Annotated in this window: 26 protein-coding genes; 9 read left to right on the forward strand and 17 right to left on the reverse strand. The window is 73.4% G+C overall.

The features are described from left to right. Positions 1 to 9: 9 nt before the first annotated feature. Complete coding sequence (locus ACZ60B_RS32030) at positions 10 to 1,500, reverse strand: MFS transporter (RefSeq protein ID WP_469393175.1); 1,491 nt, start codon at positions 1,498 to 1,500, stop codon at positions 10 to 12. Positions 1,501 to 1,585: 85 nt separating this feature from the next. On the opposite strand from ACZ60B_RS32030, the gene ACZ60B_RS32035 reads away from it, so the two are divergent. Next, positions 1,586 to 1,984 (forward strand): MarR family winged helix-turn-helix transcriptional regulator, encoded by a 399-nt coding sequence (locus ACZ60B_RS32035; protein ID WP_469393177.1) that lies wholly within the window; start codon positions 1,586 to 1,588, stop codon positions 1,982 to 1,984. 25 nt (positions 1,985 to 2,009) lie between these two features. Here ACZ60B_RS32035 and ACZ60B_RS32040 read toward each other — a convergent pair whose 3' ends face one another. The 4 genes from ACZ60B_RS32040 to ACZ60B_RS32055 form a co-directional block, all read right to left on the reverse strand. Next, positions 2,010 to 2,747 carry a maleylpyruvate isomerase family mycothiol-dependent enzyme gene (locus ACZ60B_RS32040; RefSeq protein WP_469393180.1) on the reverse strand — a complete coding sequence of 246 codons (738 nt, stop codon included), beginning with the start codon at positions 2,745 to 2,747 and terminating at the stop codon, positions 2,010 to 2,012. 158 nt (positions 2,748 to 2,905) lie between these two features. Continuing rightward, entirely contained in the window at positions 2,906 to 4,123 is a 1,218-nt protein-coding gene (locus ACZ60B_RS32045; protein ID WP_469393182.1) for an MFS transporter, read from the reverse strand. Between the two features lie 182 nt (positions 4,124 to 4,305). After that, a complete protein-coding gene (locus tag ACZ60B_RS32050) occupies positions 4,306 to 6,144 on the reverse strand; it encodes a glycoside hydrolase family 15 protein (RefSeq protein WP_469393184.1) in 1,839 nt (612 codons plus the stop codon). A 126-nt stretch (positions 6,145 to 6,270) separates the two neighbouring features. Continuing rightward, a complete protein-coding gene (locus ACZ60B_RS32055) occupies positions 6,271 to 7,050 on the reverse strand; it encodes a DeoR/GlpR family DNA-binding transcription regulator (protein ID WP_469393186.1) in 780 nt (259 codons plus the stop codon). Between the two features lie 171 nt (positions 7,051 to 7,221). Here ACZ60B_RS32055 and ACZ60B_RS32060 point away from each other — a divergent pair, with 171 nt between their 5' ends. Both ACZ60B_RS32060 and ACZ60B_RS32065 read left to right on the forward strand, forming a co-directional pair. Continuing rightward, positions 7,222 to 8,112, forward strand: coding sequence for an SIS domain-containing protein (locus tag ACZ60B_RS32060; RefSeq protein WP_469393188.1), 891 nt, complete (start codon positions 7,222 to 7,224; stop codon positions 8,110 to 8,112). Positions 8,113 to 8,259: 147 nt separating this feature from the next. Continuing rightward, the gene (locus ACZ60B_RS32065) at positions 8,260 to 9,108 is read left to right on the forward strand and encodes a class II fructose-bisphosphate aldolase (protein WP_469393190.1); all 849 of its coding nucleotides are present in this window, start codon (positions 8,260 to 8,262) and stop codon (positions 9,106 to 9,108) included. Between the two features lie 15 nt (positions 9,109 to 9,123). Here ACZ60B_RS32065 and ACZ60B_RS32070 read toward each other — a convergent pair whose 3' ends face one another. After that, positions 9,124 to 10,260: a methyltransferase gene (locus ACZ60B_RS32070; protein ID WP_469393192.1), complete on the reverse strand. Its 1,137-nt coding sequence runs from the start codon at positions 10,258 to 10,260 to the stop codon at positions 9,124 to 9,126. Between the two features lie 80 nt (positions 10,261 to 10,340). Between ACZ60B_RS32070 and ACZ60B_RS32075 the strand changes: the two genes are divergently transcribed. Further along, the gene (locus tag ACZ60B_RS32075; RefSeq protein WP_469393194.1) at positions 10,341 to 11,015 is read left to right on the forward strand and encodes an alpha-ketoglutarate-dependent dioxygenase AlkB family protein; all 675 of its coding nucleotides are present in this window, start codon (positions 10,341 to 10,343) and stop codon (positions 11,013 to 11,015) included. 195 nt (positions 11,016 to 11,210) lie between these two features. Beyond that, positions 11,211 to 12,452 (forward strand): ROK family protein, encoded by a 1,242-nt coding sequence (locus ACZ60B_RS32080; RefSeq protein ID WP_469393196.1) that lies wholly within the window; start codon positions 11,211 to 11,213, stop codon positions 12,450 to 12,452. Positions 12,453 to 12,481: 29 nt separating this feature from the next. Here ACZ60B_RS32080 and ACZ60B_RS32085 read toward each other — a convergent pair whose 3' ends face one another. The 6 genes from ACZ60B_RS32085 to ACZ60B_RS32110 all read right to left on the reverse strand — a co-directional run bounded on the left by ACZ60B_RS32085 (position 12,482) and on the right by ACZ60B_RS32110 (position 16,534). Next, complete coding sequence (locus tag ACZ60B_RS32085) at positions 12,482 to 13,258, reverse strand: SDR family NAD(P)-dependent oxidoreductase (protein ID WP_469393198.1); 777 nt, start codon at positions 13,256 to 13,258, stop codon at positions 12,482 to 12,484. A gap of 144 nt (positions 13,259 to 13,402) precedes the next feature. Beyond that, positions 13,403 to 13,987 (reverse strand): TetR/AcrR family transcriptional regulator, encoded by a 585-nt coding sequence (locus ACZ60B_RS32090; protein WP_469393200.1) that lies wholly within the window; start codon positions 13,985 to 13,987, stop codon positions 13,403 to 13,405. Between the two features lie 80 nt (positions 13,988 to 14,067). After that, the gene (locus ACZ60B_RS32095; RefSeq protein WP_469393202.1) at positions 14,068 to 14,976 is read right to left on the reverse strand and encodes a phosphotriesterase family protein; all 909 of its coding nucleotides are present in this window, start codon (positions 14,974 to 14,976) and stop codon (positions 14,068 to 14,070) included. Then, positions 14,973 to 15,557, reverse strand: a complete 585-nt coding sequence (locus tag ACZ60B_RS32100; protein ID WP_469393204.1) for a DUF4865 family protein — start codon at positions 15,555 to 15,557, stop codon at positions 14,973 to 14,975. Before ACZ60B_RS32100 ends, ACZ60B_RS32095 begins: the two co-directional genes overlap by 4 nt. Before the next feature lie 11 nt (positions 15,558 to 15,568). Beyond that, positions 15,569 to 15,964 (reverse strand): (R)-mandelonitrile lyase, encoded by a 396-nt coding sequence (locus tag ACZ60B_RS32105; RefSeq protein WP_469393207.1) that lies wholly within the window; start codon positions 15,962 to 15,964, stop codon positions 15,569 to 15,571. 12 nt (positions 15,965 to 15,976) lie between these two features. Beyond that, a complete protein-coding gene (locus tag ACZ60B_RS32110) occupies positions 15,977 to 16,534 on the reverse strand; it encodes a TetR/AcrR family transcriptional regulator (protein WP_469393209.1) in 558 nt (185 codons plus the stop codon). 245 nt (positions 16,535 to 16,779) lie between these two features. Between ACZ60B_RS32110 and ACZ60B_RS32115 the strand changes: the two genes are divergently transcribed. Continuing rightward, positions 16,780 to 17,070, forward strand: a complete 291-nt coding sequence (locus ACZ60B_RS32115) for an SHOCT domain-containing protein (protein ID WP_469393211.1) — start codon at positions 16,780 to 16,782, stop codon at positions 17,068 to 17,070. Positions 17,071 to 17,113: 43 nt separating this feature from the next. Then, positions 17,114 to 17,299: a hypothetical protein gene (locus ACZ60B_RS32120; protein WP_469393213.1), complete on the forward strand. Its 186-nt coding sequence runs from the start codon at positions 17,114 to 17,116 to the stop codon at positions 17,297 to 17,299. Positions 17,300 to 17,405: 106 nt separating this feature from the next. Here the strand turns inward: ACZ60B_RS32120 and ACZ60B_RS32125 are convergent, their stop codons facing one another. Beyond that, positions 17,406 to 17,930, reverse strand: coding sequence for an ATP-binding protein (locus ACZ60B_RS32125; protein ID WP_469393215.1), 525 nt, complete (start codon positions 17,928 to 17,930; stop codon positions 17,406 to 17,408). Positions 17,931 to 18,107: 177 nt separating this feature from the next. Further along, positions 18,108 to 18,431, reverse strand: coding sequence for a hypothetical protein (locus tag ACZ60B_RS32130; RefSeq protein ID WP_469393217.1), 324 nt, complete (start codon positions 18,429 to 18,431; stop codon positions 18,108 to 18,110). A gap of 374 nt (positions 18,432 to 18,805) precedes the next feature. Here ACZ60B_RS32130 and cds1 point away from each other — a divergent pair, with 374 nt between their 5' ends. After that, on the forward strand, positions 18,806 to 19,930 hold the full coding sequence (gene cds1 / locus ACZ60B_RS32135) for an L-cysteine desulfhydrase Cds1 (RefSeq protein ID WP_469393219.1): 1,125 nt from the start codon (positions 18,806 to 18,808) through the stop codon (positions 19,928 to 19,930). 58 nt (positions 19,931 to 19,988) lie between these two features. On the opposite strand, the gene ACZ60B_RS32140 is transcribed toward cds1, so the two are convergent. Then, positions 19,989 to 20,459 (reverse strand): SRPBCC family protein, encoded by a 471-nt coding sequence (locus tag ACZ60B_RS32140; protein ID WP_469393221.1) that lies wholly within the window; start codon positions 20,457 to 20,459, stop codon positions 19,989 to 19,991. A gap of 73 nt (positions 20,460 to 20,532) precedes the next feature. Then, the gene (locus ACZ60B_RS32145) at positions 20,533 to 21,372 is read right to left on the reverse strand and encodes a DeoR/GlpR family DNA-binding transcription regulator (RefSeq protein WP_469393223.1); all 840 of its coding nucleotides are present in this window, start codon (positions 21,370 to 21,372) and stop codon (positions 20,533 to 20,535) included. Positions 21,373 to 21,844: 472 nt separating this feature from the next. Here ACZ60B_RS32145 and ACZ60B_RS32150 point away from each other — a divergent pair, with 472 nt between their 5' ends. Beyond that, positions 21,845 to 24,130 carry a hypothetical protein gene (locus tag ACZ60B_RS32150; RefSeq protein ID WP_469393272.1) on the forward strand — a complete coding sequence of 762 codons (2,286 nt, stop codon included), beginning with the start codon at positions 21,845 to 21,847 and terminating at the stop codon, positions 24,128 to 24,130. Here ACZ60B_RS32150 and ACZ60B_RS32155 read toward each other — a convergent pair. Beyond that, positions 24,100 to 26,547, reverse strand: coding sequence for a right-handed parallel beta-helix repeat-containing protein (locus ACZ60B_RS32155; protein WP_469393225.1), 2,448 nt, complete (start codon positions 26,545 to 26,547; stop codon positions 24,100 to 24,102). The two genes, ACZ60B_RS32150 and ACZ60B_RS32155, sit on opposite strands and share 31 nt — an antisense overlap. Positions 26,548 to 26,631 lie beyond the last annotated feature (84 nt).

The raw sequence follows: 26,631 nt of genomic DNA on the forward strand, positions 1-26,631 counted from the left end.
CGGCGGAGGCTAGTCGGGGACGCCCACGCGCTCCGCGTCCGTCTTCGGGGCCTGTGCCGTGGACCCGGCGACCACGATGCTCCGCCGGTCGGCCGTGCGGGTCCGCAGTCCCGTGAGGGTGATCAGCAGTCCGGCGAGGGCGATGCCGGTGACCACCACGAGTCCCGGCCGGTAGCTGTCGAGCACCGCCTGCGGGCCGGCGTCGGGGGAGGTGTGCGCGGTCACCACGGCCGTGACGACGGCCAGGAAGATCGCGCCGCCCACCTGTACCGAGGTGTTCAGCAGTCCCGAGACCATGCCCTGCTCGTGGTCCTCCACGCCGTTGGTGGCCTGGATGTTGAGCGAGGGGAAGACGAGTGCGCAGGCCGCGCCGATCAGCAGCATGCTCGGCAGGATCACGGCCGCGTAGGCCGGGTCGAGGTCGACCCGCAGGAACAGCGCGTACCCGACGGCCATGAGCGCGAAGCCCACCGCGATCAGCCGCTGGGTGCCGAAGCGGTCGACGATCGCGCCGACCTTCGTCGAGGACACCGCCACCAGCGCGCCCGCGGGCAGGAACGCCAGCGCGGTGTGCAGCGCCGACCAGCCGAGCAGCGACTGCATGTACAGCGTGACCAGGAACTGGAAGCCGACGTACGACCCGAAGAAGGCCATGGCGCCGAGCTGGGCGCGGATCTGGTTGCCGGAGCGCAGCACGCCGAGCCGGATCAGCGGCCCCGGCGAGCGTCGCTCGACCAGGACGAAGACGGTGAGCAGGGCGACGACGGCGAGGAAGGACAGCAGCGTGCGCGCGGACGCCCAGCCGGCCTCCGGTGCCTGGACGACGGTGAAGACCAGCAGCAGCATCGAGGCGGTGCCGAGGACGGCGCCGGGGATGTCGTAGCCCCGGTGGTCCCGCTCGCGTTCGCTGTGCGGCAGCAGCCGCAGTCCGGCGGCGAGCGCGATCAGGGCGATGGGGGCGGGCAGCAGCATGGTCAGTCGCCAGCTGGCCTCGGTGAGCAGGCCGGACAGCACCAGACCCATGGAGAAGCCGGTGGCGGCGCAGGTGGTGTAGATGGACAGCGCGCGGTTGCGCAGCGGGCCCTCGGGGAACGTCGTGGTGATGATCGACAGGCCGGCCGGTGCCGTGAAGGCGGCGCTCAGCCCCTTGATGAAGCGGCTGGCGATCAGCAGCGGGCCGGAGTCGACGAGTCCGCCGAGCAGGGACGCCAGCGCGAACACGCCCAGGGCCACCAGGAAGACCTGGCGCCTGCCCAGCAGGTCGGCGGTGCGGCCGCCGAGGAGCAGCAGGCCGCCGTAGCCCAGGATGTAGCCGCTGACGATCCATTGCAGCGTGGAGGTCGACAGGTGGAGGTCCGAGCCGATGGACGGCAGGGCGACGCCGACCATCGACACGTCGAGCGCGTCCAGGAACATCGCGGCGCACAGCACCAGGAGGGTGCCCCAGAGCCGCGGGGTCCAGCGTCCGTCGGACGCCGGGGCGGTGAGCGGAGAGGTCATGACGAAGACAGTACATGCACATGCATTGAATGCAAGCGCATTTAATTCCGATGCAACAATCTCCGTTCTCTGTTACGGTGCCGACATGGCGGCGGAGAAGGCCGAGCAGGCGCTCGTGGACCGGTGGCGGGACATCCTCGCGCTGCACGCGCGCACCCAGTGCGAACTCGACCGCGCGCTGCACGAACACGGTCTGTGCGGCAGCGACTTCGAGGTGCTGGACGTGCTGGCCGACGGCGTGGCGGCGGACGGCGCCTGCGCCTACCGCGTCCAGGAGATATCCGAGCGGGTCCATCTCAGTCAGAGCGCGTTGTCGCGGCTGATCGCCCGGCTGGAGAAGGACGGTCTGGTCGAACGGGCCATGTGCCCGCAGGACCGACGGGGGGTGCGGGTGGCCCTCACCGCCCAGGGGCGAGCCCTGCACGGTGAGGTGCGGCCGGTGCAGCGTGCGGTGCTGACGCGCATGCTGACGGACAGGCCCTGACCCCCGCGGCCGTCGGTGACGACGGTCAGCCGATCGCCGAGTTCTCCCGCCACAGCGCGGCCAGCGACGCGTCCCCCGTCACGTCCGGCACCGGCCGCCGGTTCCACAGGGCCAGGTACAACCGCGCGGCCGGACCGGCGAGTTCGCAGTCCGCGTCGCCCGCGTCGTCCCGCGTGGTCACGGGCGGTTCCGGGGACAGCCGTACGGTCCACACCGCGTCCGTGTCCGAGGCGCGCACCCGCAGCACCCGCGGCGTCTCGGTGCGGACCCGGCTCCGGGGCCGGGCGTGGAAGCCGCGCAGGAGTTCGTCGATGCCGTCCGTCGCGAACTCCGCGGTGACCGGGCCGGGTGTGCCGTCGAGCGCCGACTCGGCGTCGTAGCGGTGGACGGCCGTCTCGTGGGCCTGCCGACGGGCCCAGAAGAACAGGGGCGAGGGCGCGGGCGCGGGGAGGAAGGTCCAGGCCTGCGTGTCGGCCGGCGCCGCGGTCAGGACGTCGACGAGGTGCCGGTGGCCGGTGCGGTACCAGTCCAACAGGTCGGCGCCGTCGAGCTCCGGCGGATCGCTCATCGGCCGGGGAGCGGTGTGCTCCTCGGCGACGAACGAGGCGGCCCAGCGGTGCACCGCACCCGTGTGCCGCAGCAGGTCCCGTATCTGCCAGCCCGGGCAGGTCGGCACCTTGGCGTCGGTCCCCGCCGCCTCGGCGGCAGCGGCGAGCGCTAGGCCCTCCCGGTCCAGGGAACCGATGAAGTCTTCAGTGTCCATGGGGTGAGTGTGCCGGACGGCGGGAGTGCCGCACGGCCGGTGCGCGGAAGCCGAGCGGTGCGCGGAAGCCGAGCGGTGTGCGGAAGCCGAGCGGTGCGCGCCGGGAGCGCGGTACGGGGAGGGGCCGGCCGGGCAGGCGGGGCCCTCCCCGAGTCCGGTCACTCGGTCGTGGCCGCCCGCCCGGTCGCGAATCCGATGAGGGCGGCCAACCCGGCCAGCGTCGCGACGCTCGTGAGCGCGGCGGGCAGGGAGAACCACTCGGCCATGAAGCCGATGGCGGGCGGTCCCAGGAGCATGCCGCTGTAGCCGAGTGTGGAGACGGTCGCGACACCGGACGGCCCGGCGAGTCCGCCCGCCTGTTCGACGGCGACCGGGAAGAGATTGGCGAGACCGAGTCCGGTGACGGCGAAGCCGATCAGCACCGCCCAGGCGGCGGGGGCGAGGGAGCCGACCAGCATGCCGACCGCGGCGACGGTGCCGCCCGCCACCACGGTGCGGGTGCGGCCCAGCCGTTCGAGCAGCGCCGTGCCCGACAGCCGCCCGGCCGTCATCGCGAGCGCGAAGCAGGAGTACCCCACCGCCGCTGTTCCCGGTGACGTGTCCAGGTCCTGTTCGAGGTGCAGCGCGCCCCAGTCGGCCATGGCCCCCTCGCCGTACGCCGTGCACAGGGCGATCAGCCCGAGTACGGTCACCAGCCGCCGGGTGCGCGCGTCGGGCCGTCGGGAGCCGTCCCGTCCGGCGTGCGGGTCGACCGGGGGCGCGGCGCTCGGTCGAGGGCGGTCGGCCGGCTCCGTGTCGGCCGGCGACGGGGGGCCGTGGCGCAGCAGCGTGTGTCCGGCGGCGGCGGTCACGAGCAGGCCGACGACGGTGAGGCCCAGCAGATGGCGGGTGGGGGAGAGCGAGCCCGCGACCAGTGCCCCCAGCCCGGCGCCGGCCATTCCGCCCAGGCTGTACGCCGCGTGGAAGCTGGGCATCACCGGACGTCGCAGCGCGGCGACCAGATCGACGGCGGCGCTGTTGAACGCGACGTTGATCCCGCCGTACGCGGCGCCGAAGACCAGCAGCACGGCACCGAGGGCCGGTGCGGAATGCGTGAGCGGGGGCAGCGCGACGCCGAGCGAGAGCAGTACGGCGCAGACGACCGTCACCAGGTGGCTGCCGTGGCGGCGGCACAGCCGGCCGGTGAGGGTCATGGTGACGACCGCTCCGGCGGAGACGCAGAGCAGGGCCAGTCCGAGGGTGCCCGCCGAGGCGTGGGTCTGGTGCTTGATGGCCGGGATGCGCACGACCCAGCCGGCGAACACGAAGCCGTCGAGGGCGAAGAAGGTGGTCAGGGCGATACGGAGGCGGGTGAGGTCGTTGCCGTTCCCCGGCACGACACTGTGCGTTCGGGTTTTGTTTATTATCGGCACAAAGTAACCGTAGAGCGCCGGGCAGGGCCGGGCAAGGGGGCGGCCCGGCCCGGGTCCGCCGCTCGGCCGGTGGCGGGGCGCGGGTCCGGACGCGGGGGCCGGACGGTCGGCCCAGGGCCCCGACAGTCAGTTCAGGGCCCAAACGGTCAGCCCAGGGCCCGGTCCAGACTGAAGGCCGCGCTGATGAGCGCGAGATGGGTGAACGCCTGGGGGAAGTTGCCCTGTTGTTCGCCGGTCTGGCTGATCTCCTCGGCGTACAGGCCCAGATGGTTGGCGTACGTCAGCATCTTCTCGAACGCGAGCCGCGCTTCGTCCACCCGGCCGGCGCGCACCATCGCCTCCACGTACCAGAAGGAGCAGATGGAGAACGTGCCCTCGTCGCCGCGCAGTCCGTCGGGGCTGGCCAGCGGGTCGTAGCGGTAGACCAGCGAGTCGGAGACCAGGTCCTGGGTGAGCGCGTCGAGCGTGGACAGCCACTTGGGGTCGGTGGGTGCGATGAACTTGCTGAGCGGCATCATCAGCACGGCCGCGTCCAGTACGTCGCTGCCCTCGTACTGCACGAAGGCCTGACGGTCCTCGGACCAGCCCCGGCTGTGGATGCGCCGGTAGATCGTGTCGCGGCGCTGCTGCCAGCGGGCCAGGTCGGCGGGCAGGCCGCGCCGGTTGGCCATCCGGATGCCCCGTTCGATCGCCACCCAGCACATCAGCCGCGAGTACAGGAAGTTCTTGCGGCCGCCGCGGGTCTCCCAGACGCCCTCGTCCGGCTGGTCCCAGTGTTCGCAGACCCAGTCGACCAGCGCGCACACGTCGTCCCACTGCTCGCTGGAAACGGGCTCCGCCCACTTGTCGTAGAGGTAGATCGAGTCGATCAGGGCGCCGTAGATGTCGAGTTGGAGCTGATCGGCGGCCGCGTTGCCGACGCGTACCGGCGCGGAGCCGTTATGGCCCTCCAGATGGGGCAGTTCACGCTCCGGCAGGTCCGTGCGGCCGTCGATGCCGTACATGATCTGAAGGGGGCCGGACGGCTTGCCGTCGCCCGGACTGATGTGCCGGGTCACGAACTTCATGAACGCCTCGGCCTCGCCGGTGAAGCCCAGCCGCAGCAGCGCGTAGACGCAGAAGGCCGCGTCGCGCACCCATACGTAGCGGTAGTCCCAGTTGCGTTCGCCGCCCAGCTGCTCGGGCAGACTCGTGGTCGGCGCGGCCACGATCGCGCCGGTGGGGGCGTAGGTGAGCAGCTTGAGGGTGAGCGCGGAGCGGTGCACCATCTCCCGCCAGCGGCCCCGGTACTTGGAGGCGGACAGCCAGTGCCGCCAGTATGCCACCGTGGCGGTGAACTGCTCCTCGGCCTCCATCCGGGGGCACCGGCGCGGTGTCAGCTCGCCGCCGAGCTGGTCGAGCGCGAACACCGCCGACTCGCCCTCGGCGAGCTTGAAATCCGCCCGCGCGTCCGACCCGTCGGCCTCCAGGACGACCGTGGCGGTCAGCCCGAGGGAGAGCTTCGCGGACTCGAACACGGCCACGTCGCCGTCCAGGCGCAGGGTGTGCGGCCGGGCGCCGTACTCGAAGCGCGGCGCCACCCGGACACGGAACGGGATCGAGCCGCGTACGCACAGCACACGCCGGATCAGCCGGTGGCGGTCGGCCTCGCTGCCCGTGTGACAGGTGACGGGCATGAAGTCCTGCACCTCGCCGACGCCGTCCTCGGTGAAGAACCGGGTGATCAGGACGTTGGTGTCGGGGAAGTAGAACTGCTTGGTCCGGGCCGGCACGGTCGCCGCCAGTTCGAAGGAGCCGCCGCGCTCGGCGTCCAGGATGGAGCCGAAGACGCTGGGCGCGTCGAAGGAGGGGCAGCAGTACCAGTCGATCGTGCCGTTCGATCCCACCAGCGCCACGCTGCGCAGGTCGCCGATGAGCCCGTGATCGGCGATCGGCACGTAACGCGCGCCCGCGGGCATGTCCTGGTCGAACGACGTCTCCGTCATCGCAGCCTCCCTGGACCGGCCCACATCACGCGGCTTCCAGCTTAGGCCGAACTCAGCCGAACCTGCCTGAACCGGTCTGGAGAGGGCAAAACCCGCATGAACCGGGCCGGGGGTGCGGTACGGCGGTCAGACGACGAGCACCCGGATCCCCGCCTCCTCGAACCGGCGCACCGCGTCGGCGTCGGCGTCGGTGTCCGTGACCAGCGTGTCCACCGACCCGGCCGCGCAGATCCGGGCGAAGGCCCGACGGCCCAGCTTGCTGGAGTCCGCGGCGACGATCACCCGCTCGGCACGCTCGCACAGCAGTCGGTTGACGGCGGCCTCCGCCTCGTCGTGGGCGGCGGCGCCATGGGTGACGTCGAAGGACACGACGCCGAGGACCGCCACGTCCAGCGTGATCTGGCCCAGTACGCCGTCCGCGAGCGGCCCGACCAGCTCGTACGACTGCGCCCGCGCGACCCCGCCGGTCACCACGATCTTGAACTGCGGGCGTACGACCAGTTCGTTCGCGATGTTGAGCGCGTTCGTCACGACGGTCAGCGCGGGGGAGCCGGTGGCGAGGTCGCCACGTACGGCCAGGGCCCGTGCCACCTCGGTCGTGGTCGTGCCGCCGGTGAGTCCGACCGCCTCGCCGGGCGCGATCAGGTCGGCCACGGCCTTGGCGACGCGCTGCTTCTCGGAGGCGTGGCGGGCGGTCTTGTAGCGCAGCGGCAGCTCGTACGACACCCCGTGCACCAGCGCCCCGCCCCGGGTGCGGACGAGCATCTGCTGCTCGGCGAGCTGGTCGAAGTCGCGGCGGATCGTGGCGGACGAGACGTCCAGGTCGGCGGCGGCCTCCTCGACGTCCAGCCGGCCGCGCTCGACGAGCAGCTCAAGCAGCGCCTTCCAGCGCGCGTCGCGCGACATCCGCACCTCTCCGTTCGTCCACGGCACTCGACGTTTCCGCCCACGGCATTCGATCTCCCGGCGACCCTAGCGCAGGTTGACCGACTCCGAATGCTTGAAGATGCTCGAAAATGCGCTATATGTTGCAAGAACAATCAAGCGGGCTCTGATTCTCCCGGGGAGGGGCACGGCGTGAGCCATGTCGAGGAGGAACTGGACAGTCAGCCGGAGTGCTGGACCCGGGCCGCCGCCCAGGCGCCGGAACACCGCGCGGTACCGCCGGCGCCGGGGGAGCGGGTCGCGCTCGTCGGCTGCGGCACCTCGTACTTCATGGCCCAGGCGGCGGCGGGCCTGCGCGAGGCGGCGGGCCAGGGGGAGACCGACGCCTTCGCGGCCTCGGAGTTCCCCCACGGGAGGGCCTACGACCGGGTCGTCGCCCTCACCCGCTCCGGCACCACCACCGAGGTGCTGGAACTGCTGGCGCGGCTGCGGGGCCGTACCCGCACCGTCGCGCTCACCGGCGATCCCGACACGCCCGTGGCGGTCGCCGCCGACGACCTGGTCGTCCTCGACCACGCCGACGAGCGTTCCGTCGTCCAGACCCGTTTCGCCACCAAGGCCCTCACCCTGCTGCGCGCCCACTTCGGGCTGCACGGCGACGCGGCGGTCACCGACGCCCGTACCGCGCTCGCCGCCGAGCTGTCCCAAGGGCTCGTCGACTGCGCCCAGTTCACCTTCCTCGGCCGGGGCTGGACGGTCGGACTGGCGAACGAGGCCGCGCTGAAGATGCGGGAGGCCGCACTGGCGTGGGCGGAGGCCTACCCGGCGACGGAGTACCGGCACGGCCCCATCAGCGTTACCACCGAGGGCACCGCCACCTGGATGTTCGGCGAGGCGCCGGAGGGGCTGGCCGAGCAGGTGGGCGCCACCGGCGGCCGGTGGGTGCGGGGAGACCTCGACCCGCTCGCGGAACTGGTCCGGGCCCAGCGGCTCGCCGTCGCGGTCGCCGAGGCCCGCGGCCTCGACCCGGACCACCCGCGCCACCTCACCCGCTCGGTGATCCTCGATCCTCGTCCTCGCTGATTCCCCTCCGGGCTCCTCCGCTCCGCGCCGACCGCCCGCGCCCTTCCCCGATCGCTCCCGATTGCCCCGCCCCCCCTGCTCTCCCCTGCTCCCCGCCGCTCTCCGCTGATTTCCCTGATCGCCGTGATCGCCCGGAAAGGAAGGGCCGTGCCCCTCACGACCACCGGCGAGCTCGTCGCCCGCGCCGCCGCGAGCCGCTCCGCCGTCGCCGCCTTCAACATCATCACGCTGGAGCACGTCGAGGCCGTCATCGCCGGCGCCGAGACGGCCGGGTCGCCCGTCGTCCTCCAGGTCAGCGAGAACGCCGTCAGATTCCGCTACGGCCGACTGCTCCCGCTCGCCCGCGCGGCGACGGCCGCCGCCGAACGCGCCGGCGTGCCCGTCGCGTTGCACCTCGACCATGTCCAGAGCGACGCCCTGCTGCGTCAGGCGGCGGCCGCCGGCTTCAGCTCGGTGATGTACGACGCCGCCCGCCTGCCGTATCGGGAGAACCTCGCCGCCACCCGGGCCGCCGCCGACTGGGCGCACACCCAAGGGCTGTGGATCGAGGCGGAGTTGGGGGAGATCGGCGGCAAGGACGGAGCCCCGCCGCTCGATCCGCACGCACCCGGCGCCCGCACCGACCCGGCCGGGGCCCGCGCCTTCGTGACGGAGTCCGGCGTCGACGCCCTGGCCGTGGCCATCGGCAGCTCCCACGCGATGACCACCCGTACCGCCGCCCTCGACCACGCCCTCCTCGCCCGTCTCTCCGGCGCCGTCGGCATCCCCCTCGTCCTGCACGGCTCCTCCGGGGTCCCGGACCGCGAACTGACCGCGGCGGTCGCCGGAGGCATCGCCAAGGTCAATGTCGGCACCGCCCTCAACATCGCCATGACCTGCGCCATCAGGGACTTCCTCGCCGCGCACCCGGAGGCGGTCGACTCACGCAGGTACCTCGCCGTGGGCCGGTCGGCGATGGCGGAGGCCGTGACCCGGATCATCAAGGTGCTGGGCTGACCGCCGACGGCCGGCTCACCCCCGCTTGACCGCCTTGAGCACCACGAACTTCGGGTCCCCTGCCACCAGGCGGCTGTTGCCGAACAGCCGTCGCAGCTTGACGTGGTAGCCCAGGTGCCGGTTGCCGATCACCCACAGCTCGCCGCCCGGCCGCAGCACCCGCTGTGCCCCGGCGAACATCCGCCAGGCCGTCGCGTCGGTCGTCGCCTGATGGGAGTGGAACGGCGGGTTGTTGAGGACGACGTCGACACTGCCGTCCGGCACGCCGTCCAGACCGTCCCCGACCCGGAACTCGGCGTGCCCCGGCACCCCGTTCGCCCTGTACGTCGCCTCGGCCGAGGCGACGGCCTGGAACGACTCGTCCACGAACAGCACTTCGGCGTCCGGTTCGGCCAGCGCCACCGCCGTACCGACGACACCGTTGCCGCACCCCAGGTCCACCACCCGCCGGGCTCCCCGGCAGTCGGGCAGATGCCGCAGGAAGAACCGGGTGCCGATGTCGAGCCGGTCGGCGCAGAAGACGCCCGCGTGGTTGACGACCGCGCGTCCGGAGACGGCGCCGATGCCGTCCGGGAGCGTGTACACGTACGGCCATGGGTGGGCCGGCCGCTTCAGCGCCGGGTCGGGCTCGCAGAAGATCAGGCGGGCCTTCTGCTCGGCCAGCGAGGTGCGGGTCGGCCCGAGGATCCGCTCGAACAGCCGCAGCGTCGAGGTGTGGATCTCCTTCACCATGCCGGTGCCGACCACGACCGTGTTCTCGTGCACCGCGGGAGCCAGCCGCAGCAACTGGTCCTCCAGGAGCGCCAGGCTCTTCGGCACCCGCACCAGGAGCACGTCGATCCGCTCGGGCGGGGTGTCCTGGGTGGTCAGCAGCCGTACGGCCCCGGTCTCCACGCCGTTGCGGGCGAGGTTGGCCCGCGTCGCCTCCTGCGCGAGGAACGAGTCGGTGATCTGCGTCGGCCGGTGCGCCGCCAGCGCGGTCACCAGCGCACCCCAGCGGTCGCCCACGACCACGACATCGCCGGTCAGCGATCCGGGCCGCTCGGCGAGGTGGCGCAGGAGATACGCGTCGGAGGCGTCCCAGGCCCGCAACTGATCGCGCGGGTCCTTGGGGAAGCGGGCCAGCCGGAGCTCGCCCCAGGGAGTCGTCATACCGTCGTTCATCGTGCGTCAAGGCTAGCCGAGTCGCAGTTCAGGGCCGGTGCCGCGACCCGGTGCGGGAGGATGGGCCCATGGACGCCGAACTGTTCCCCCGGGACCGTACGGACCTCGCGCCGGGCGCGGTCCACGTGCCGGACTGGCTCGACGCCCGGGAGCAGCGGGAACTGCTCGAAGCCTGCCGGGAGTGGGCGCGTCCGCCGGCCGGGCTGCGCACGGTGGCCACGCCGGGCGGCGGGACCATGACGGCCCGGCAGGTCTGTCTGGGCTGGCACTGGTACCCGTACGCCTACGCCCGCACGGTCGTCGACGGCGACGGCGCGCCGGTGAAGCCGTTCCCCGCCTGGCTGGGTGAGCTGGGCCGGCGCGCGGTGCGCGACGCGCTCGGCCCGGAGCCGCAGACGGCACAGACGGCGCCGGGCACGGAAGCCTCCTACGACATCGCGCTGATCAACTTCTACGACGGCGACGCCCGGATGGGCATGCACCGCGACGCCGACGAGCGGTCGGAGGCTCCCGTGGTCTCCCTGAGCCTCGGTGACACCTGCGTCTTCCGCTTCGGCAACACGCAGACGCGGGCGCGTCCGTACAGGGACGTCGAACTGCGCAGCGGCGATCTGTTCGTGTTCGGCGGCCCGTCGCGGCTCGCCTACCACGGGGTGCCGCGGGTCCACCCGGGCACGGCCCCGGCCTGGCTGGGGCTGACCGGACGGCTGAACATCACCCTGCGGGTGAGCGGGCTGCGGTGAGCCGGTCCACGCCCGGTGAAGCGGTGGGCCGCTCCGTGTCCGGTGAAGCGGGAGCCGTTCCGTGTCGAGTGAAGCGGTGAGCCGTGCCGCGTCATGTGAAGAGGTGAGCCGGTCCATGTCTGGTGAGCCCGACGTGGGCATGTCGACACGGCCGCGCTCGCCGGCCGTCGAGCGGATCATGGGAGACTCGCTCTCATGAGCGGCAAGGCGGAGCCCCGGCAGGCAGGGGAAGGGACCACCTCCAGGACACGGCTGGACCGGGGGCGCGGTGCGCTCGGGCCCGCGCTGGAGCTGGTGCACACCGGGCGGGCGCCGACCCGGGCCGTGCTGACCGCCGAACTGGGCGTCACCCGTGCCACGGCGGGCGCCGTCGCCGTGGAGTTGGAGGCACTCGGCCTGATCAGGGTCGACGCCCGGCCCGCCGCCGCCGGATCGCAGGGCCGCCCCTCGCACCGGCTCGAACTCGCCGAGGACGGGCCCGTGGCGCTGGCCGCCCAGGTGCACGCCGACGGGTTCCGGGCCGCGCTGGTCGGACTCGGCGGCCGGATCGTCGCGACCGCCCCCGGTTGCGAGGCCGTCGACGCCGATCCCGCGAAGGTGCTCGGCTCCGTCGTGGACGTGGGCGCCGAGCTGCTGCGGCGGACCGGGCGGCGGTGCGTGGGCGCGGGACTCGCCGTGCCGTCCGCGGTCGCCGAACCCGAGGGCCTGGCCCTGAACCCGCTGCACCTCGCCTGGCCCGCGGGGGCGCCGGTACGGGAGATCTTCGCCGAGCGGGTGCACGCCGCGGGCATCACCGGTCCGGCGTTCGCGGGCAACGACATCAACCTCGCCGCGCTCGCCGAGCACCGGCACGGCGCTGGACGCGGGGCCCGTGACCTGCTGTGCGTGGCCACCGGGCACCGTGGGGTCGGCGGTGCGCTGGTGCTCGACGGGCGTCTGCACACCGGCAGTTCGGGCCTGGCCCTGGAGGTCGGCCATCTCACCGTCAACCCCGAGGGCGGCCGCCCCTGTTACTGCGGCAGCCGCGGCTGCCTCGACGTGGAGACGGACCCGTTGGCGCTGCTCACGGCGGCGGGCCGGGCGCCCGGCCCCGAGGAGTCGCTGCTGAAGCAGGCCGACGACCTGATCCGCGACGAGTACGCGGACCCTGCGGTCCGCACCGCCGTCGAGGCCCTGATCGACCGGCTGGGCCTCGGACTCGCCGGACTGGTGAACATCCTCAACCCCGACCGCATCATCCTCGGCGGTCTGCACCGCACCCTCATCGACACCGCCCCGGACCGGCTGCGCGCGGTGGTCGCCGACCGCAGCCTGTGGGGCCGTAGCGGGGGCGTGCCCATCCTGGCCTGCTCACTGGACCACAACAGCCTGGTGGGAGCTGCGGAGCTGGCGTGGCAGCCGGTTCTCGACGACCCCCTGGGTGCGCTCAGCGCGTAGGTGCACGCCTGCGCGCCACGGCCGTACCGTCACAGCACCGCCCCGCCGTCGATCACCAGATCCGTGCCCACCACCGACGCGGCCGCGTCCGAGGCCAGGTACAGCACGGCCTGGGCCACCTCCTCGGTCGACGAGACCCGGCCGAGCGGGGACAGCTCCTTCATCCGCGCGGCGCGATCCGCCGGCGACTCGCCGGGCCGCAGCGACATGGCGGTGTCGGACGGGCCGGGGCTGACCGCGTTGATGCGGACGCCGTCCGCGATGTGGTCGAGCGCGGCGCCTCGGGTGAGGGCGGAGACGGCGGCCTTGGACGCCCCGTAGGCGGTGAGCCCGCGCGCCTGCTTGTGGGGGCCCAGGTTGGAGGAGACGTTGACGATCGTGCCGCCGCCCGGCTGGCCGCGCATCTGGCGGATCTCGGCCCGCAGGGCGAGGAAGACGCCCGTGACGTTGACGTCGAGCAGGGTCTGCCAGTCCTCCTCGGGCACGTCCGCCACCGGCCCGGCGCCGCGGAAGACTCCCGCGTTGTTGACGGCGACGTCGAGCGAGCCGAAGCGGGCCACGGTCTCCCGGACCAGCGCGTCGACGTCACCGGCCCTGGTGACGTCGGCGACGAGGGCGACCGTCTCGCCGCCCGCCGCCGCGGAGAGCGCGGCGGTCTCGTCGAGCGCCGCCCGTCCGCGCCCGGCCACGACGACCCGGGCCCCCTCGGCGGTCAGTGCCAGGGCGACGGCCCGTCCGATGCCGGAGCCGCCCCCGGTGACCAGGGCGGTGCGGCCGGTGAAGCGGGCGAAACGAGTTCCGGACATGGCGTGACGTTCCCTTCGTGACGGATCCCGGAGGAGCACTGCGACGGATCCCGGAGGAGCACTGCGACGGACCCGTGGGGACTCTTGCGACGGACCCGTGGGGACTCTTGCGACGGATCCCGGAGGACCCATTTTCCGAACCGTTCATTCCAATATGGCGAGCGCCTGTTCCGCCGCCTCCCGCACCCGCGCCGGATCGGCCGAGACCTTGCCGACGACCCGCAGCCCCTGCATGAGGACGAGCAGCATCCGGGCCAGCGCCCGGGGTTCGCGGTGCGGGGGCAGCTCGCCCTGGGCCTGGGCGCGGACCAGCGCCGAGTGCAGCAGGGTCTCCAGGTGCTCCCAGCTGAGCTCCACGCGCCGGGCGGCCGCGCTGTCGTGCGGGGCCAGTTCGGCCGCCGTGTTGGTGACGAAGCAGCCGCGCGCACGGCTGTCGGGGGCGGCCGCCTCGGCGGCGAACCGCCGTACCACCGCGAGCACGGCCGGCAGCGCCGGGCCGGGCTGGGACAGCTCGCGCAGCAGCAGCGGATCGCGCGTCTCGCCGTACCGCTCCAGGGCCTTCAGGTATAGGTCGTGCTTGTTGCCGTAGGTGGCGTAGATGCTCGCCCGGCCGATGCCGAGCCGCTCCACCAGGTCGGCCATGGAGGTCGCCTCGTACCCTCGCTGCCAGAACAGTTCGAGGGCTGCGTCGAGGGTCGCGTCCGGGTCGAATTCCTTGCTCCTGGCCATGACCGGACGCTAGAGCAATGCAGAACGATCGGTCAAGTATGGCTGGTGCGGAGTCCGTTCAGTGCCGGCGTGGAGTCCGCTCAGCGCCACTCGACGCCGAAGGCCCGGCCGGGGTTCTCCGTCAGGATGCGGTCCACCAGCTCCTCGCCCAGGGCCGACGCCAGCCGCGGCCGCACCCGGCGCAGCAGATACGGCATGCCCGGACCGCCGTCCACCGACCGGGCGGCCGCCGTCGTGGTGTCCCCGCCGAGCAGCAACCGGTCGCCGTGTCCCGCGTCGGCGAGCGCGCGCACGGCGTCGGGCATCCGCCAGTCGGTGGCGTGGTGGGCGCGCGAGGGTCCGTCGAACGCCAGATAGCAGCCCGACGCGGCGGCCTGGCGGTGCAGCGCACTGTCGGGGAAACGGTTCAGGTGTCCGAGGATCACCCGGTGCGGCGGCACGCCCGACTCGCCGCACAGCAGGTCGAGCACGTCCAGCGCGCCGGTGCCGAGTTCCAGGTGCACGGCGATGGGCGCCCCGGTCGCACGGTGGGCCTCGGCCGCCGCGGTCATGGTCCAGCGGGCGTGCGCGTCGAGGGCGTGGAAGCCGCCGGCCACCTTGATCAGTCCTGCGCGCACCCCCGAGGTGCCGATGCCCGAGGTCAGTTCGCCGACGAAGAGGTCGGCGAGGCCGCCGCGCAGCCCGTCGAGCAGCGCGTCGTCGTAGTGCGCCGCCTGGTGCAGGCCCGTCGCGGCCACCACGTGCACCCCGGTCTCCCGGGACAGCGCCGGCAGATCGGCCGCGCGGCGGCCCAGGCCGTACGGCGTCCACTGCACGACGCTGCCGCCGCCCTGCGCGCGGAACGCGGCCAGTTCCGCGCGTGCCGCGGACGCGCTGCGCAGCTCCTGCCCGGGGAGCAGCGGACTGCCGAAGAACAGGTGGTCGTGCGCGTCGCACACCCCGAACCGCTCGGGCGGCACGTCCCCCAGCACCGTACGGACCGTGCTCACCACTGTCGGCCCCGCGGCAGCGTGTCCCGCCCCGGCGCCGACAGGTGCAGCACCTCGAACACCTCGCCGTCCGTCTCGGGCGTGTCGTGCTGCCAGAGGGAGAAGTGGACCGACTCCCAGCGGCTGGTGTCCACGGCCGCCGCCGCGAGCACCGCGCCGTCCTTGCGGGCCAGTTGCCCGACCTCGTCCACCGCCCGGCCCGTCAGGGCGGACAGTTGCACCCCGTCGGGCAGCGGCCGGCGGTCGCGGACGGCGAACCGGGCGGGCGCCGCGGCGGACGTGCCCTCCTCGTGGGCGAGTCCGGTCCACTGCCGCACCACGGGCCGCCCGAAGTCGTCGCTCAGCCCCTGGAAGGGCCCTCCCCAGAGGAAGGCGTTCATGCCCCGCACGGTGTTCCAGAGGTAGAACGGCGCGTACTGGTTGACCGGCGACGCGCGCACCCCGCGTTCCCGCAGCAGGTACGCCTTGAGGCCGAGGCCCGCCCAGTCGTCCAGCGCATGGCCGACGCGGGCCACGCGGGCGCGGATGACGTCCGTGTCGTAGTCGGCGGGCAGGGTGACCTCGTACTGCATGGCGTGCATGCGATGCCTCCTCAGGCGGGCAGGTCCTGTGTGTCGACGTGGACGTCCCACTCGACGGTCGTGCCGTCCTCGGCGGCCTCGACGACCGCGAGGTGCGTCATGAAGGTGTGCGGGCCCGCACCGTGCCAGTGCCGCTCGCCCGGTTCGACCCACACCGTGTCGCCCGCCCGGATCGGCTCCACGGGGCCGCCCTCGCGCTGCACCCGGCCCTCGCCCTCCAGGACGTGCAGGACCTGCCCACGGGGGTGGCGGTGCCAGGCGGTGTGCGCGCCGGGTGCGAAGTGCACGTTGAACAGGTGCAGCCGGGACGGGGGGCCGGGGGCCGCGATCTCGTCGAGCCAGACCGTGCCGGTGAAGTTCTCCGCCGGGCCCTGCCTGGTCCCGGGACGCTGTCGGGTGATGTGCACGCGCGTGTGCTCCTATCGGGGGGAGAGCAGGGAGAGCAGTCCCCGGACGCCGGTGTCGAAGGCGGCCGGGGAACCGGAGGCGCGGGCCAGGACGTAACCGCCCTGGACGGTGGCGAGGATCGTCGCCGCGATCTCCTCGCCGTCGAGTCCGGGCGGGAACTGGCCCTGCTCCACGCCCTCCTCGACGACCCTGGCGAGCTGTGCGCGGACACGGTCGAGCGTCTCGTCGACGGGGGCGCGCAGCGTGTCGTCGGCGACGACGTCGGGGTCCATGGTCAGCCGCCCGATCGGGCAGCCGCGCAGCACGTCGCGCTCGCGCAGGAGGTACGCCCGGATGCGCTCGTAGGGAGTGCCCGGACCGTCGAGGAGGGCACCGGTGGTGGCCAGCAGTTCCTCGGCCGTGCGCCGGATGGCGGCCAGGGCGAGGTCCGGCTTGCCCTTGAAGTGGTGGTACATGCTGCCCTGCCCGGCGCCCGCGCGCTCCAGGATCGCCTTGGGGCTGGTGCCCACGTAGCCGCGCTCCCAGAGCAGGTCCCGGGTGGACTCGATCAGTCGTTCCGAGGTGCTCATGCCGCCACTGTACATACTAGTAGTTACAGAAATCTCGAAGGCCGGGAAATCGGCCGGGGGAGCGGCCCGGAAAGCCGGGGGAGCAGCCGCGGACCGTCCGCGTACTCCCGCCGCGGTACGCGCACTGCCGCTGGCCGTACGACGACCCGGACCCCCCTCGGGGGCGAGTCTCGGTACATCACCAAGGACTCCGTCCACCGACTTCAAGGACTCCGTCCGCCGACTTCCCGAGGAGATGACCCGAGATGACCACGCTGGCCGACTGGCACGGCGGTCCCGGCCCCTGGATCCTGTTCTTCCCGCTGATCTGGGCGGCCGTCGTGACCGGCGCCGTCACCTTCCTGCGCCGCACCGCCCGGCGCGGCCGCCGCGGACCGTGGCAGGCGCTCGGCGACCCCCGTCCGTCCGGTGACTCGCCCGTCGCGATCCTCGGCCGCCGCTTCGCCTCCGGCGAGATCGACGAGGACGAGTACTGGCGCCGACTGTCCGTCCTCGACGAGCAGTTCGGCCGTACGGACAAGGGCGGTACGGCATGACGACGGCCACCGTCGCCCGAGCGGCCGTCGGGCCGTCGACGTGGTGAAGGACCACGGCGACGGCGGGGCGGCCGTACGGTCCCCGGACGGGGAAGGCGTCGACCGAGCCTGCTGTGCCGACCTGATCGGCTTCCTGGTCTGGGCGTTCGACCTGGTCCCGGCACCGACCGTCGCGGAGCACGGCGCACGGCCGTCGGGTCGCGCGAGTGGTGGCCGCGACACGGCGTGAGCCCGGGGTGGGTCACGTGCGGTGCATCCGGGTCCGGTCGGCCCGGCGTGCCGGACGGGCCCGGACGGGGGGCACCGACGGGGGTCACCGCCCGGTCACCGCCCGGTCAGCCGACAACGGCCGACCGGGCGGGAGCATGGGCGGGCCTGAGGCCGTCGGCGGTGACCTCGACCTCCGTGAACCGGTGCGCGGGTTTGTCCGCGACCGTACGGCGTGCCGGGCGGGCCGGCGCGGAGATGGTCGTGGGGAGCGTGAACCAGACGACCTTGCCGGACTCGCCGTCCGGCCGGACGCCCCAGCTCTCGCTCACCGCGGCCACCATGGCGAGCCCGCGCCCGCAGGTGGCCAGGGGTTCCGCGTCGTCGACCACCGGGAGCCGGGGGTCGTGGTCGCGCACCGAGACGGTCAGCCGGTCGACGACCAGCTCCATCTCCACGGTGCATGTCTTGTCGGGCTGGGCATGTCGGTGGACGTTGGTCAGAAGCTCCGTCACACCGAGCGCGGCCCGGTCGATGAGAGGGTCCATATGCCAGTAGCGCAACTGCGCCGATACGATTCTGCGGACCTGGCCGATCCGCGACGGCAGGGCTTGGAGCTCCACCGTGCAGTGCCTGCGTGGGTGACTGATCACGGCTGCGACTCCCCGACGTAGGTCCGGAAGAACACGGAGTTCGGATCCAGCAGGACGTGGGGTGAAGCTGCCGCCTGCTGTCATGTCCGGCGGGCTGGTTCGCAGCGTTATCGCCGGTAAACCCAGAGTGACGTGAGAACAGCGTGACCCAGTGGGGTCCGTGCCGCAACTCGCGCCTCAGCCACCCCGTCCGGCGGCCCGGCGCACGGCCTCGATGAACCGTCGCGCCGCGGGTGGCCCCGGCTCGCCGGGCGCGGGGTCGTGGTCACCCAGGGTCAGCAGGTACCGGTTGCCGTTGAGGTCCGCCAGGGCGCGGTCCTGCGGCGCGAACCAGGGCTTCGACGCCCGCACCGCCTGGACCGGCGCGCTGTCGATCTCGCTGCCGTAACTCGTGAGCAACTCCAGCCTGCCGCCGCTGATCCGGACCTGCCCGGCCCGGGTGAGCGAACGCAGTCGCCTGCCGATCCGCACGCCCGTCGCCGTGAACTCCGGCTCCGCCATGCCGTTCCGCCCCCTTGTGCGCGTGGGTGCGCCGGACCGCGCTGCCTCGCGGGTGATCCGACCCGTGGCGTGATCCAGCCCGTCTCCGTGATCCAGTGTGCGCCCCCGTCCGGGACCCTCGCCCCGTCCGCTGAAGTCTGCCCGCGTACCGCGTCGAGCACCAGTGCGTACGACGTCCGGGCAGCGCGCACCCGGAGCACTCGCGCGAATGCGCCCCCCGATCTGCGCCAGGTCGGCCCCGGGACGGTTCCGCAGGTGTTCTTTGGGCCGCTCAAAGATGTGTTTATGCAGGTGAGAAGTGGTGCGGAGGGTGCTTATGATCGAGGTGTCGGGCGCGCGACGCGCCGTCGGCGCGCAGCGTTAGGAGCACCGCCGTGAGCACCCCTCGGCAGACCCGGACCGGCGAGACCCTCGACGTCGACCGCAGTGACGACGCCTATCGCGACTGGCTGAAGGAGGCGGTCCGCAAGGTCCAGGCGGACGCGAACCGTTCGGCCGACACGCATCTGCTGCGTTTCCCGCTGCCCGAGTCATGGGGCATCGACCTCTATCTGAAGGACGAGTCGACCCACCCCACCGGCAGCCTCAAGCACCGTCTGGCCCGCTCGTTGTTCCTCTACGGTCTGTGCAATGGCTGGATCCGGCCGGGCCGCCCGGTGATCGAGGCGTCCAGCGGCTCGACGGCCGTCTCCGAGGCGTACTTCGCGAACCTGATCGGGGTGCCGTTCATCGCGGTCATGCCGCGCACGACGAGCGCCGAGAAGTGCCGGCTGATCGAGTTCCACGGCGGCCGGTGCCACTTCGTCGACGACTCGCGCCGGATGTACGAGGAGTCGGCGCGCCTCGCGGCGGAGACCGGCGGACACTACATGGACCAGTTCACCTACGCCGAGCGGGCCACGGACTGGCGGGGCAACAACAACATCGCCGAATCCATCTTCCGCCAGCTGGAGTTGGAGCGGTTCCCGGAGCCGGCGTGGATCGTCGCCACGGCCGGTACCGGCGGCACCTCCGCGACCCTGGCCCGCTACGTCCACTACACCCAGCGCGACACCCGCATCTGTGTCGCCGATCCGGAGAACTCCTGCTTCTTCGAGGGCTGGACCACCGGGGACCAGGACGTCACCTGCGACCGCGGCTCGCGCATCGAGGGCATCGGCCGTCCCCGCATGGAACCGAGCTTCGTGCCCGGCGCCGTCGACCGCATGATGAAGGTCCCCGACGCGGCGAGCGTCGCCGCCGTGCGCGCCCTGGAGCAGGTCATCGGCCGCAAGGCGGGCGGTTCCACCGGGACCGGGCTGTGGAGCGCCCTGAAGATCGTCGCCGAGATGGCGGCCGAGGGGCGCAGGGGGAGCGTGGTGACGCTGCTGTGCGACCCCGGGGACCGCTACCTCGACAAGTACTACGCGGACGAGTGGCTGGCCGAACAGGGTCTGGACATCACGCCGTACACGGCGGCGATCGAGTCCCTGCTGAGGACGGGCGTCTGGCCGGACTGAGCCCCCGCGGCCGGTCGGCCACGCCCCACCGGCCGTCGGGCGGTCCGAACGAGAGGCCCTACGCGGCCAACCGCCGGTCCAGCGTCCCCACCGCGTCCCGGAAGGCCTTCCCGAGTCCCGGCCGGGCCAGCCGCAGTACGAGCCGGAACGCCGCGTTGCCGTCCGCGGCGAACGTCCACCGCACGCGGGTGCCGGTGCCCACCGGGGTCAGCCGCCACTCCTCGACCAGGGCCCGGACGCCCGGCGCGTTGGCCGAGTCCACCCGGTAGGCATAGACCTCGGGGCCCTCGGCCGCGAGCACCGTCTCCCGGAAGTGCCCGCCGCCCTTGAGCCGTATCTCCCGTCCCGCGCCGCCGTCGGTCGGCCGGGCGAGCGTCACCGCCGGGAACCACTCGGCCCAGCCGGGCACGTCCTCGGCGAGCGCCTTGTAGACCTGCTCGGGCGGGGCGGTGATGTCCCGGGTGAAGACCAGACGCAGGGGCGCGGTCTCGACGTGGTCGAGCCCCACCGGGCGCAGACGGCGAGCCATCGACGGGCCCTCCTTGTCGGGGGTCGGAAGGCAGCGGGCGGTCGAACGGGCAGCCACCCTAGCTGGCGTACCGTCAGATGTCTGCATCCTCGTCGGGTTCGTCCGGCTCGCCGGCCACCACCAGGCGCCGTACGTGCTCCGCGATCTCCGTGCGGACCCGGGCCGGCAGCCCCGAGTCGGTCACCCAGGTGTCCACCTGGTCCAGCGCCGCGAACGAACTCAGGCCCACCGTGCCCCACTTGGTGTGGTCGGCGACCACGACGACCCGCCGCGCCGACTGCACCAGACGCCGATTGGTCTCGGCCTCCGCCAGGTTCGGCGTCGACAGACCGGCCTCGACCGATATCCCGTGCACGCCGAGGAACAGCACGTCGAAGTGGAGCGCCGCGATCGCCTGGTCGGCCACCGGCCCCACGAGCGAGTCCGACGGTGTGCGCACCCCGCCGGTCAGCACCACCGTCGCCGTGCCCTGCCGCTGGCCCGAGGTGCGCTGCGCCACGTGGAAGACGTCCGCGACCCGCACCGAGTTCGTCACGACCGTGAGGTCGGGCACGTCCACCAGGCGGTGCGCCAGCGCGTACGTCGTCGTACCGCCCGAGAGCGCGATCGCCGAGCCCGGGGCCACCAAGTCGGCGGCGGCGCGCGCGATGTCTTCCTTCGCGTTCAGCTCCAGGCCCGACTTGGCCTCGAAGCCCGGTTCGTGCGTGCTCGCCTCGACCACCGGCACGGCGCCGCCGTGCACCTTCTCCACGACGCCCTGCCGGGCCAGTGCGTCCAGGTCACGCCGTACCGTCATGTCCGACACGCCCAGCTTGCGGGTCAGTTCGTTGACCCGGACCCCGCCACGGCGCCGGACCTCGTCCAGGATCAGGGCGCGCCGCTGCTCCGCGAGGAGGTTCTGATTCTCACTCACGTACGCTCCGGTCCTTTCGCCTAGGCCGTCCGACAGGCCCGCATACCTGCTCCGACAAGGACATTCGTCCCGTCCACGATGCGCGGGCGTCTCATCCTCGCATGTGGGCCCCGGGGGTGCGCCACCACCCGTACCGACGCGCGCATGCCATGCAGAAGCGCGGAGCCGTCCCGCTTGTCACACGTATCGGGGAGATTCGGCGACAGGAGGTGTGCGACACGCCCGGAGCGGCGATCCTTGAGGCCGCACGGAGAGCTGCCGACGGTGCGTCACGGGGGAAGTGCGAACAGTGGAGCGTGCGCAGGAGAGAACACAGGACCATCCGCCGGAGCGCGCACAGGACCCCGCGCGGGAGCGTACGGAGCCCACGCGGGAGCGTGCGCAGGAGGCTCCCCACGACCCCGCGCGGGAGCGCACCGGCACCGAGACGGCGGCAGCCCCCGCCGCACGGCCCGGGACACCGCGCCCCGCCCTGGAACTCCTGGTCCACGGGGTCGGCGGGGCCACACCCGAGAAGATGCTGAACGACCCGCGCACCGTGCGCGTCACCGGCGACGACACCGCGGCCGTGTACCGGCGGGCCGAGGACGTCGACGCCGAGCGCGGCCCCGGCGAGGGCCGCCCCGGCCCGGTGCCCGAGGCCTACGTCTGGTCCAACCTCACCTCCGGCGACGGCACCCGCGCGCTGTGGCTGTTGCTGCTGCCGTTCATGGTGGTCAACCTCGCCCACTGGATGCGCCCCGGCGCCCGGGGCCGCCCGCGCGCGGTACGCCTCTACGGGCTGTTGGTGCGCCTCGCCGCCCTCACCCTGACCGTGCTGCTGGTCGCGGCCGTCTGCGAGGTCGCCCTCGACCTCACGGCCTGGCAGTGCGCGGGCACCCCCGCCTGCGCCGCACGCCACTCCTGGCTGGGCTTCCTGGCCGCCACCGGCCCGGACGACGGCTGGTGGAGCCGCCCCGGCCGCAGACTCGCCCTCGCCGCCGTGCTCCCCGCCGCCCTCACCGCCCTGCTCTGGTATCTCTCCCACCGCACCTGGAGCGCGTACGAGTCCCAGCAGCCCCTCGTCCACGCCGCCGGACCCGAGGCGCGCGCCGACCGCACCGCGCTGGGCCGGCCCGGCTTCTGGTACGGACGCCGGCTGGTGGCCCGGCTGCGCGCGGCGCACACCGCCGCCGGACTGCTCACGGTCGCCGCGGCGGTGGCCGCGCCCGCCGCCCGCTTCGACCGGCAGCCGGGCGGACCGGCCGCCCTGGACACGCTCGGTCGGCTCCTGGAGGCTGCCCTCGTGGCCGCGGCGGCCGCCGTGGTCCAGGTCGTCTGCCGCCGGGGCCGCAGCGAGCACCGCCTCGACCGGGCCCTCGACGGGCACCTCGTGCGCCGACTCCCGCCCGCCGCCCTCACCCTGCTCCTGCTCACCCTGGTGTACGCGGGCTGGGAGCGCCCGCACTGGCGCTCGCACGGGCGGCTGGCCGGCGACGCGGCCTTCGGCACCCTCGCCCTCGCCCAGGGCCTGATCGTCCTCGCGCTCGCCGCGGTCGCCCACGTCCTGTACCGCAGCGACCCCGCCCCGCGCACCGTGCTGCGCGGCCTGGCCGGACCCGCCGTCGCGCTGCTGGCCTGCGCCCTGGGCGGGGTGATGTCCGGTGGCGTGTCCCAGCGGGTCGCCGACTGGCTGGACGGCACCAAGGCCTCGATCCCCGGACCGCCGGTCCTGCTGACCTGGCAGGCGTCCGTCATCCCCGGGCTGCTCGCGGTCCTGCTCGTGCTGTGCGGCGGGCTGGGCCGCACCGCCTTGCGGCTGCGCCGGGCCGAACGGGCGGCCGTCGAGCGCGACTATCCCGCGGAGACCAAGGACCCGGCCCGCACCCGTCGTATCGCCGACGCCCGCGCGATGGCCTCCCTCACCGACCGGGGCCCCCTCGTCGTCGCCGTCACCGCGGGCACCACCCTGCTGCTGGGCACCGCGGCCCTCGTCGGCGCCCTGAGCACGGGACGGACCCCGGCAGGCGCCGCCGACGGCACACCCGCCCCGGTGCACGGCGCCGCCGACGCCGCGCAGGCACTCGGCTCCTGGCTGATCGGACTGGGCTTCATCGTCTTCGTGACCTGGGGCCGACGCGCCTACAAGGACGCCACCGCCCGGCGCACCATCGGGATCCTGTGGGACGTCGGCACGTTCTGGCCGCGCGCCGCCCACCCCTTCGCCCCGCCCTGCTACGCCGAGCGCGCCGTCCCCGACCTGACCTGGCGGATGGCCACCTGGACCCGCGACACGGGCGGCCGCCTGGTGATCTCCGGGCACTCGCAGGGCAGCGTGCTCGCGGCCGCCGCCCTCTGGCAGCTGAGACCGTCCGAGCGCGGCCGGGTCGCCCTGCTGACCTACGGCTCCCCGCTCGAGCGGCTCTACGGCCGGTGGTTCCAGGCCCACTTCGGACCAGGGGCGCTGAGCTCACTGCACCGGGAGGTGGCCTGCTGGCGCAACCTCTACCGCCTCACCGACCCCATCGGCGGCCCGGTGCGCCTGCCCGGCGACTGCGGCCCCGAAGTGGACCGCGCGCCGCTGAAGGACCCGATGGCGTACGGCCGCACCGACCGGCACCCGCTGCCCGCACCCGTCCTCGGACACTCCGACTACCAGGCCGACCCGGTGTTCGCGCGGGAACGGCAGCGGTTGCTGGCCCGGTTGCGGCCGGACGTGCCGGGCCCGCGTCCCACCGGCGGCCCGCCTCAGGACGGTTCGGGCAGGTCCTCCGCGTAGAGCAGGGTCAGGTCGTCCGTGCTCGGCTCCGCGACCTGGGCGACCCGGCCCGCATGCCGTTCCACCATCGCCTCGAACGTCTGCCGGGCCGTACGGCCGTTGCCGAAAGCGGGACCCTTGGGCAGGTCCGCGAAGTACTTCAGCAGGGCCTGCGCGGTGCCCGACGCCAACCGGTACTCGTGCTCCTCGGCCTGCTGCTCCACGATCCGCAGCAGTTCCCCCGGGCCGTAGTCGCTGAAGGTGATGGTCCGGGAGAAGCGGGACGCCACACCGGGGTTGACCGACAGGAACCGCTGCATCTCGGCCGTGTACCCGGCGACGATCACCACCACCGCGTCCCGGTGGTCCTCCATCAGCTTCACCAGGGTGTCGATGGCCTCCTTGCCGAAGTCACGGCCGGAGTCCTCCGGGGAGAGCGCGTACGCCTCGTCGATGAACAGCACCCCACCGCGCGCCCGTTCGAACGCCTCCTGGGTGCGGATCGCCGTGGAACCGATGTGCTCGCCGACCAGGTCGACGCGGGACACCTCGACCAGATGCCCCCGCTCCAGCACACCGAGGGAGGCGAGGATCTCGCCGTAGAGGCGGGCGACCGTCGTCTTCCCGGTGCCGGGGGAGCCCGTGAAGACGAGGTGACGCTTGACGGAGGCGGCCTTCAGCCCGGCCTCCCTGCGGCGCCTGCCCACCTCGATCATGTCGGTGAGGGCCCGCACCTCGCGCTTGACGCTGTCCAGACCCACCAGCGCGTCGAGTTCACCGAGCACGGCCGTGGAGGTGCGCGTGCGCTGCTCCGGCGGCGCGGCGGGGACCAGCGGCTCCTGCTCGGTGACGCGCTGGCCGGGGATGGCGCCGAGCAGGCCCGTGGACCGTGCCGCCGTCTGCTGCACGGTCTGCTCCGGCTCCGGTGCCCTGGGCGCCCGCACCCCCGCGCTCTCGTCGCTCGTGCAGTCCTCGACGACCGGGCCCGAGCCGGGCGCGGAGTCCGGGCCGGCCTCCGCGAACTCGTACCCGCCGCGCGCGCAGCGCTCGGTACGGCACTTGCGCAGCGTCGTACGGCAGCCGTCGAGCACGTGGAAGCCGTAGCCGGCGCTGCCCGTGACCCGGCAGTCCAGGAAGCTGCCCCGGCCGCCCGCCGAGACGTAGAACCCGGCCTCCGCGGGCGAGTCGACGGTGCACCGCTCGATGGTGGGGTCGGCGCCCTTGGTGACGATCACGCCGGTCTGGGTGCCGTCCACGGTGCAGTTGTTGAGGGTGCCGCCGCTGCCGTGGTCACGGAACCAGGCCCCGGTCGCCGCGTCCCGGATCCGGCAGTCGTCGAGCTGTGCGGTGGCCCCGTCGCTGACCGACACGGCGGTGTTGCGGACCTGGGAGAGATCGCTGTCGACGACGTCCGCGCGCGAGCCGCGGTCCAGGACGAACAGCGCGTCCGGCACGTCGTGCACCCGGCAGGAGTCGAGGACCACGGTCGCGCCGTCGCTGACCCACACGGCCGGGTAGTCGCCGGTGCTGTCGAAGATCTCGCACTGGTTGGCGTCCACGCGCGTGCCCGGGTCCCACACCGACAGCCCGTTGCGGCCGAACCGGCGCACCGTCGTGCGGGTCAGCGTCAGCACGGAGCGGGAACGCAGGTCGACCGCGTTCTCGGGGATGTCGTGGATCCGGCAGTCGGCGAGCGTCAGCACCGCGTCGGTGTCCAGGGTGACGCCGTCGGCCGTGGTGCGGTGCACATCGCAGTCCGTGAGGTGGGCGGTGGCCCGCGCGGTGACCTGCACACCGCTGCCCCGCACCTCGTAGACCTCGCAGCCCACCGCCTCCAGCGCCGAGTTGTCCCCGGTGACGCTCAGTCCCGCACCCGAGGTGTGGTGCACCCGGCAGCGCTCGAGGCGTGGATGGCCGGCCGCGCGCACCAGCACGCCGGACTGGCCCGAGGCGACGACCTCGCAGTCCTCGAACACCCCGCCCCCGCCGTCGACCACGGCGATGCCGATGCCCGCCGGGTTGTCGACGGTGCAGCGCCGCACGGTGGGCCGGGCGCCGCCGCGCACCTCTATGCCGGCCGCGGAGCGGGTGACGATCCGGACGTCGTGCAGCTCCGGCGCGCCGTCCTCGACCAGCAGCGCCGGTGCCGCCGCGTCCTGCCCCTCCACGTGCAGGTCCTGGACCACCGCCGACGCGCGCACCGTCAGCGGCACCCCGTCCAGGGGCGCGAGCCGCACCGAGCCGGCCGCCCCCTCGGGACCGCGCAGCGTCACCGCCCGGTCGACGACGAGGTTCTCCCGGTAGGTGCCCGGGGCGATGGTGAGGACGTCACCTTCGGCCGCGGCCTCCAGGGCCGCGGCGAGCGAGGCGTACTCGCCTGTGCGGCGCCGCCACCTCGAAGTACCGGTGTGCGTCACCTGGACCGTGCCCTGTGCCATGGCGTTGCCGTGCCCCCACCTCGTCGTACGCGGGTCGATGCCGAAGTATCGGCCGGTCCACCGTAGCGTGCGCGCGCACGGTGG

The organism is Streptomyces sp. NPDC104096, assembly GCF_055584385.1.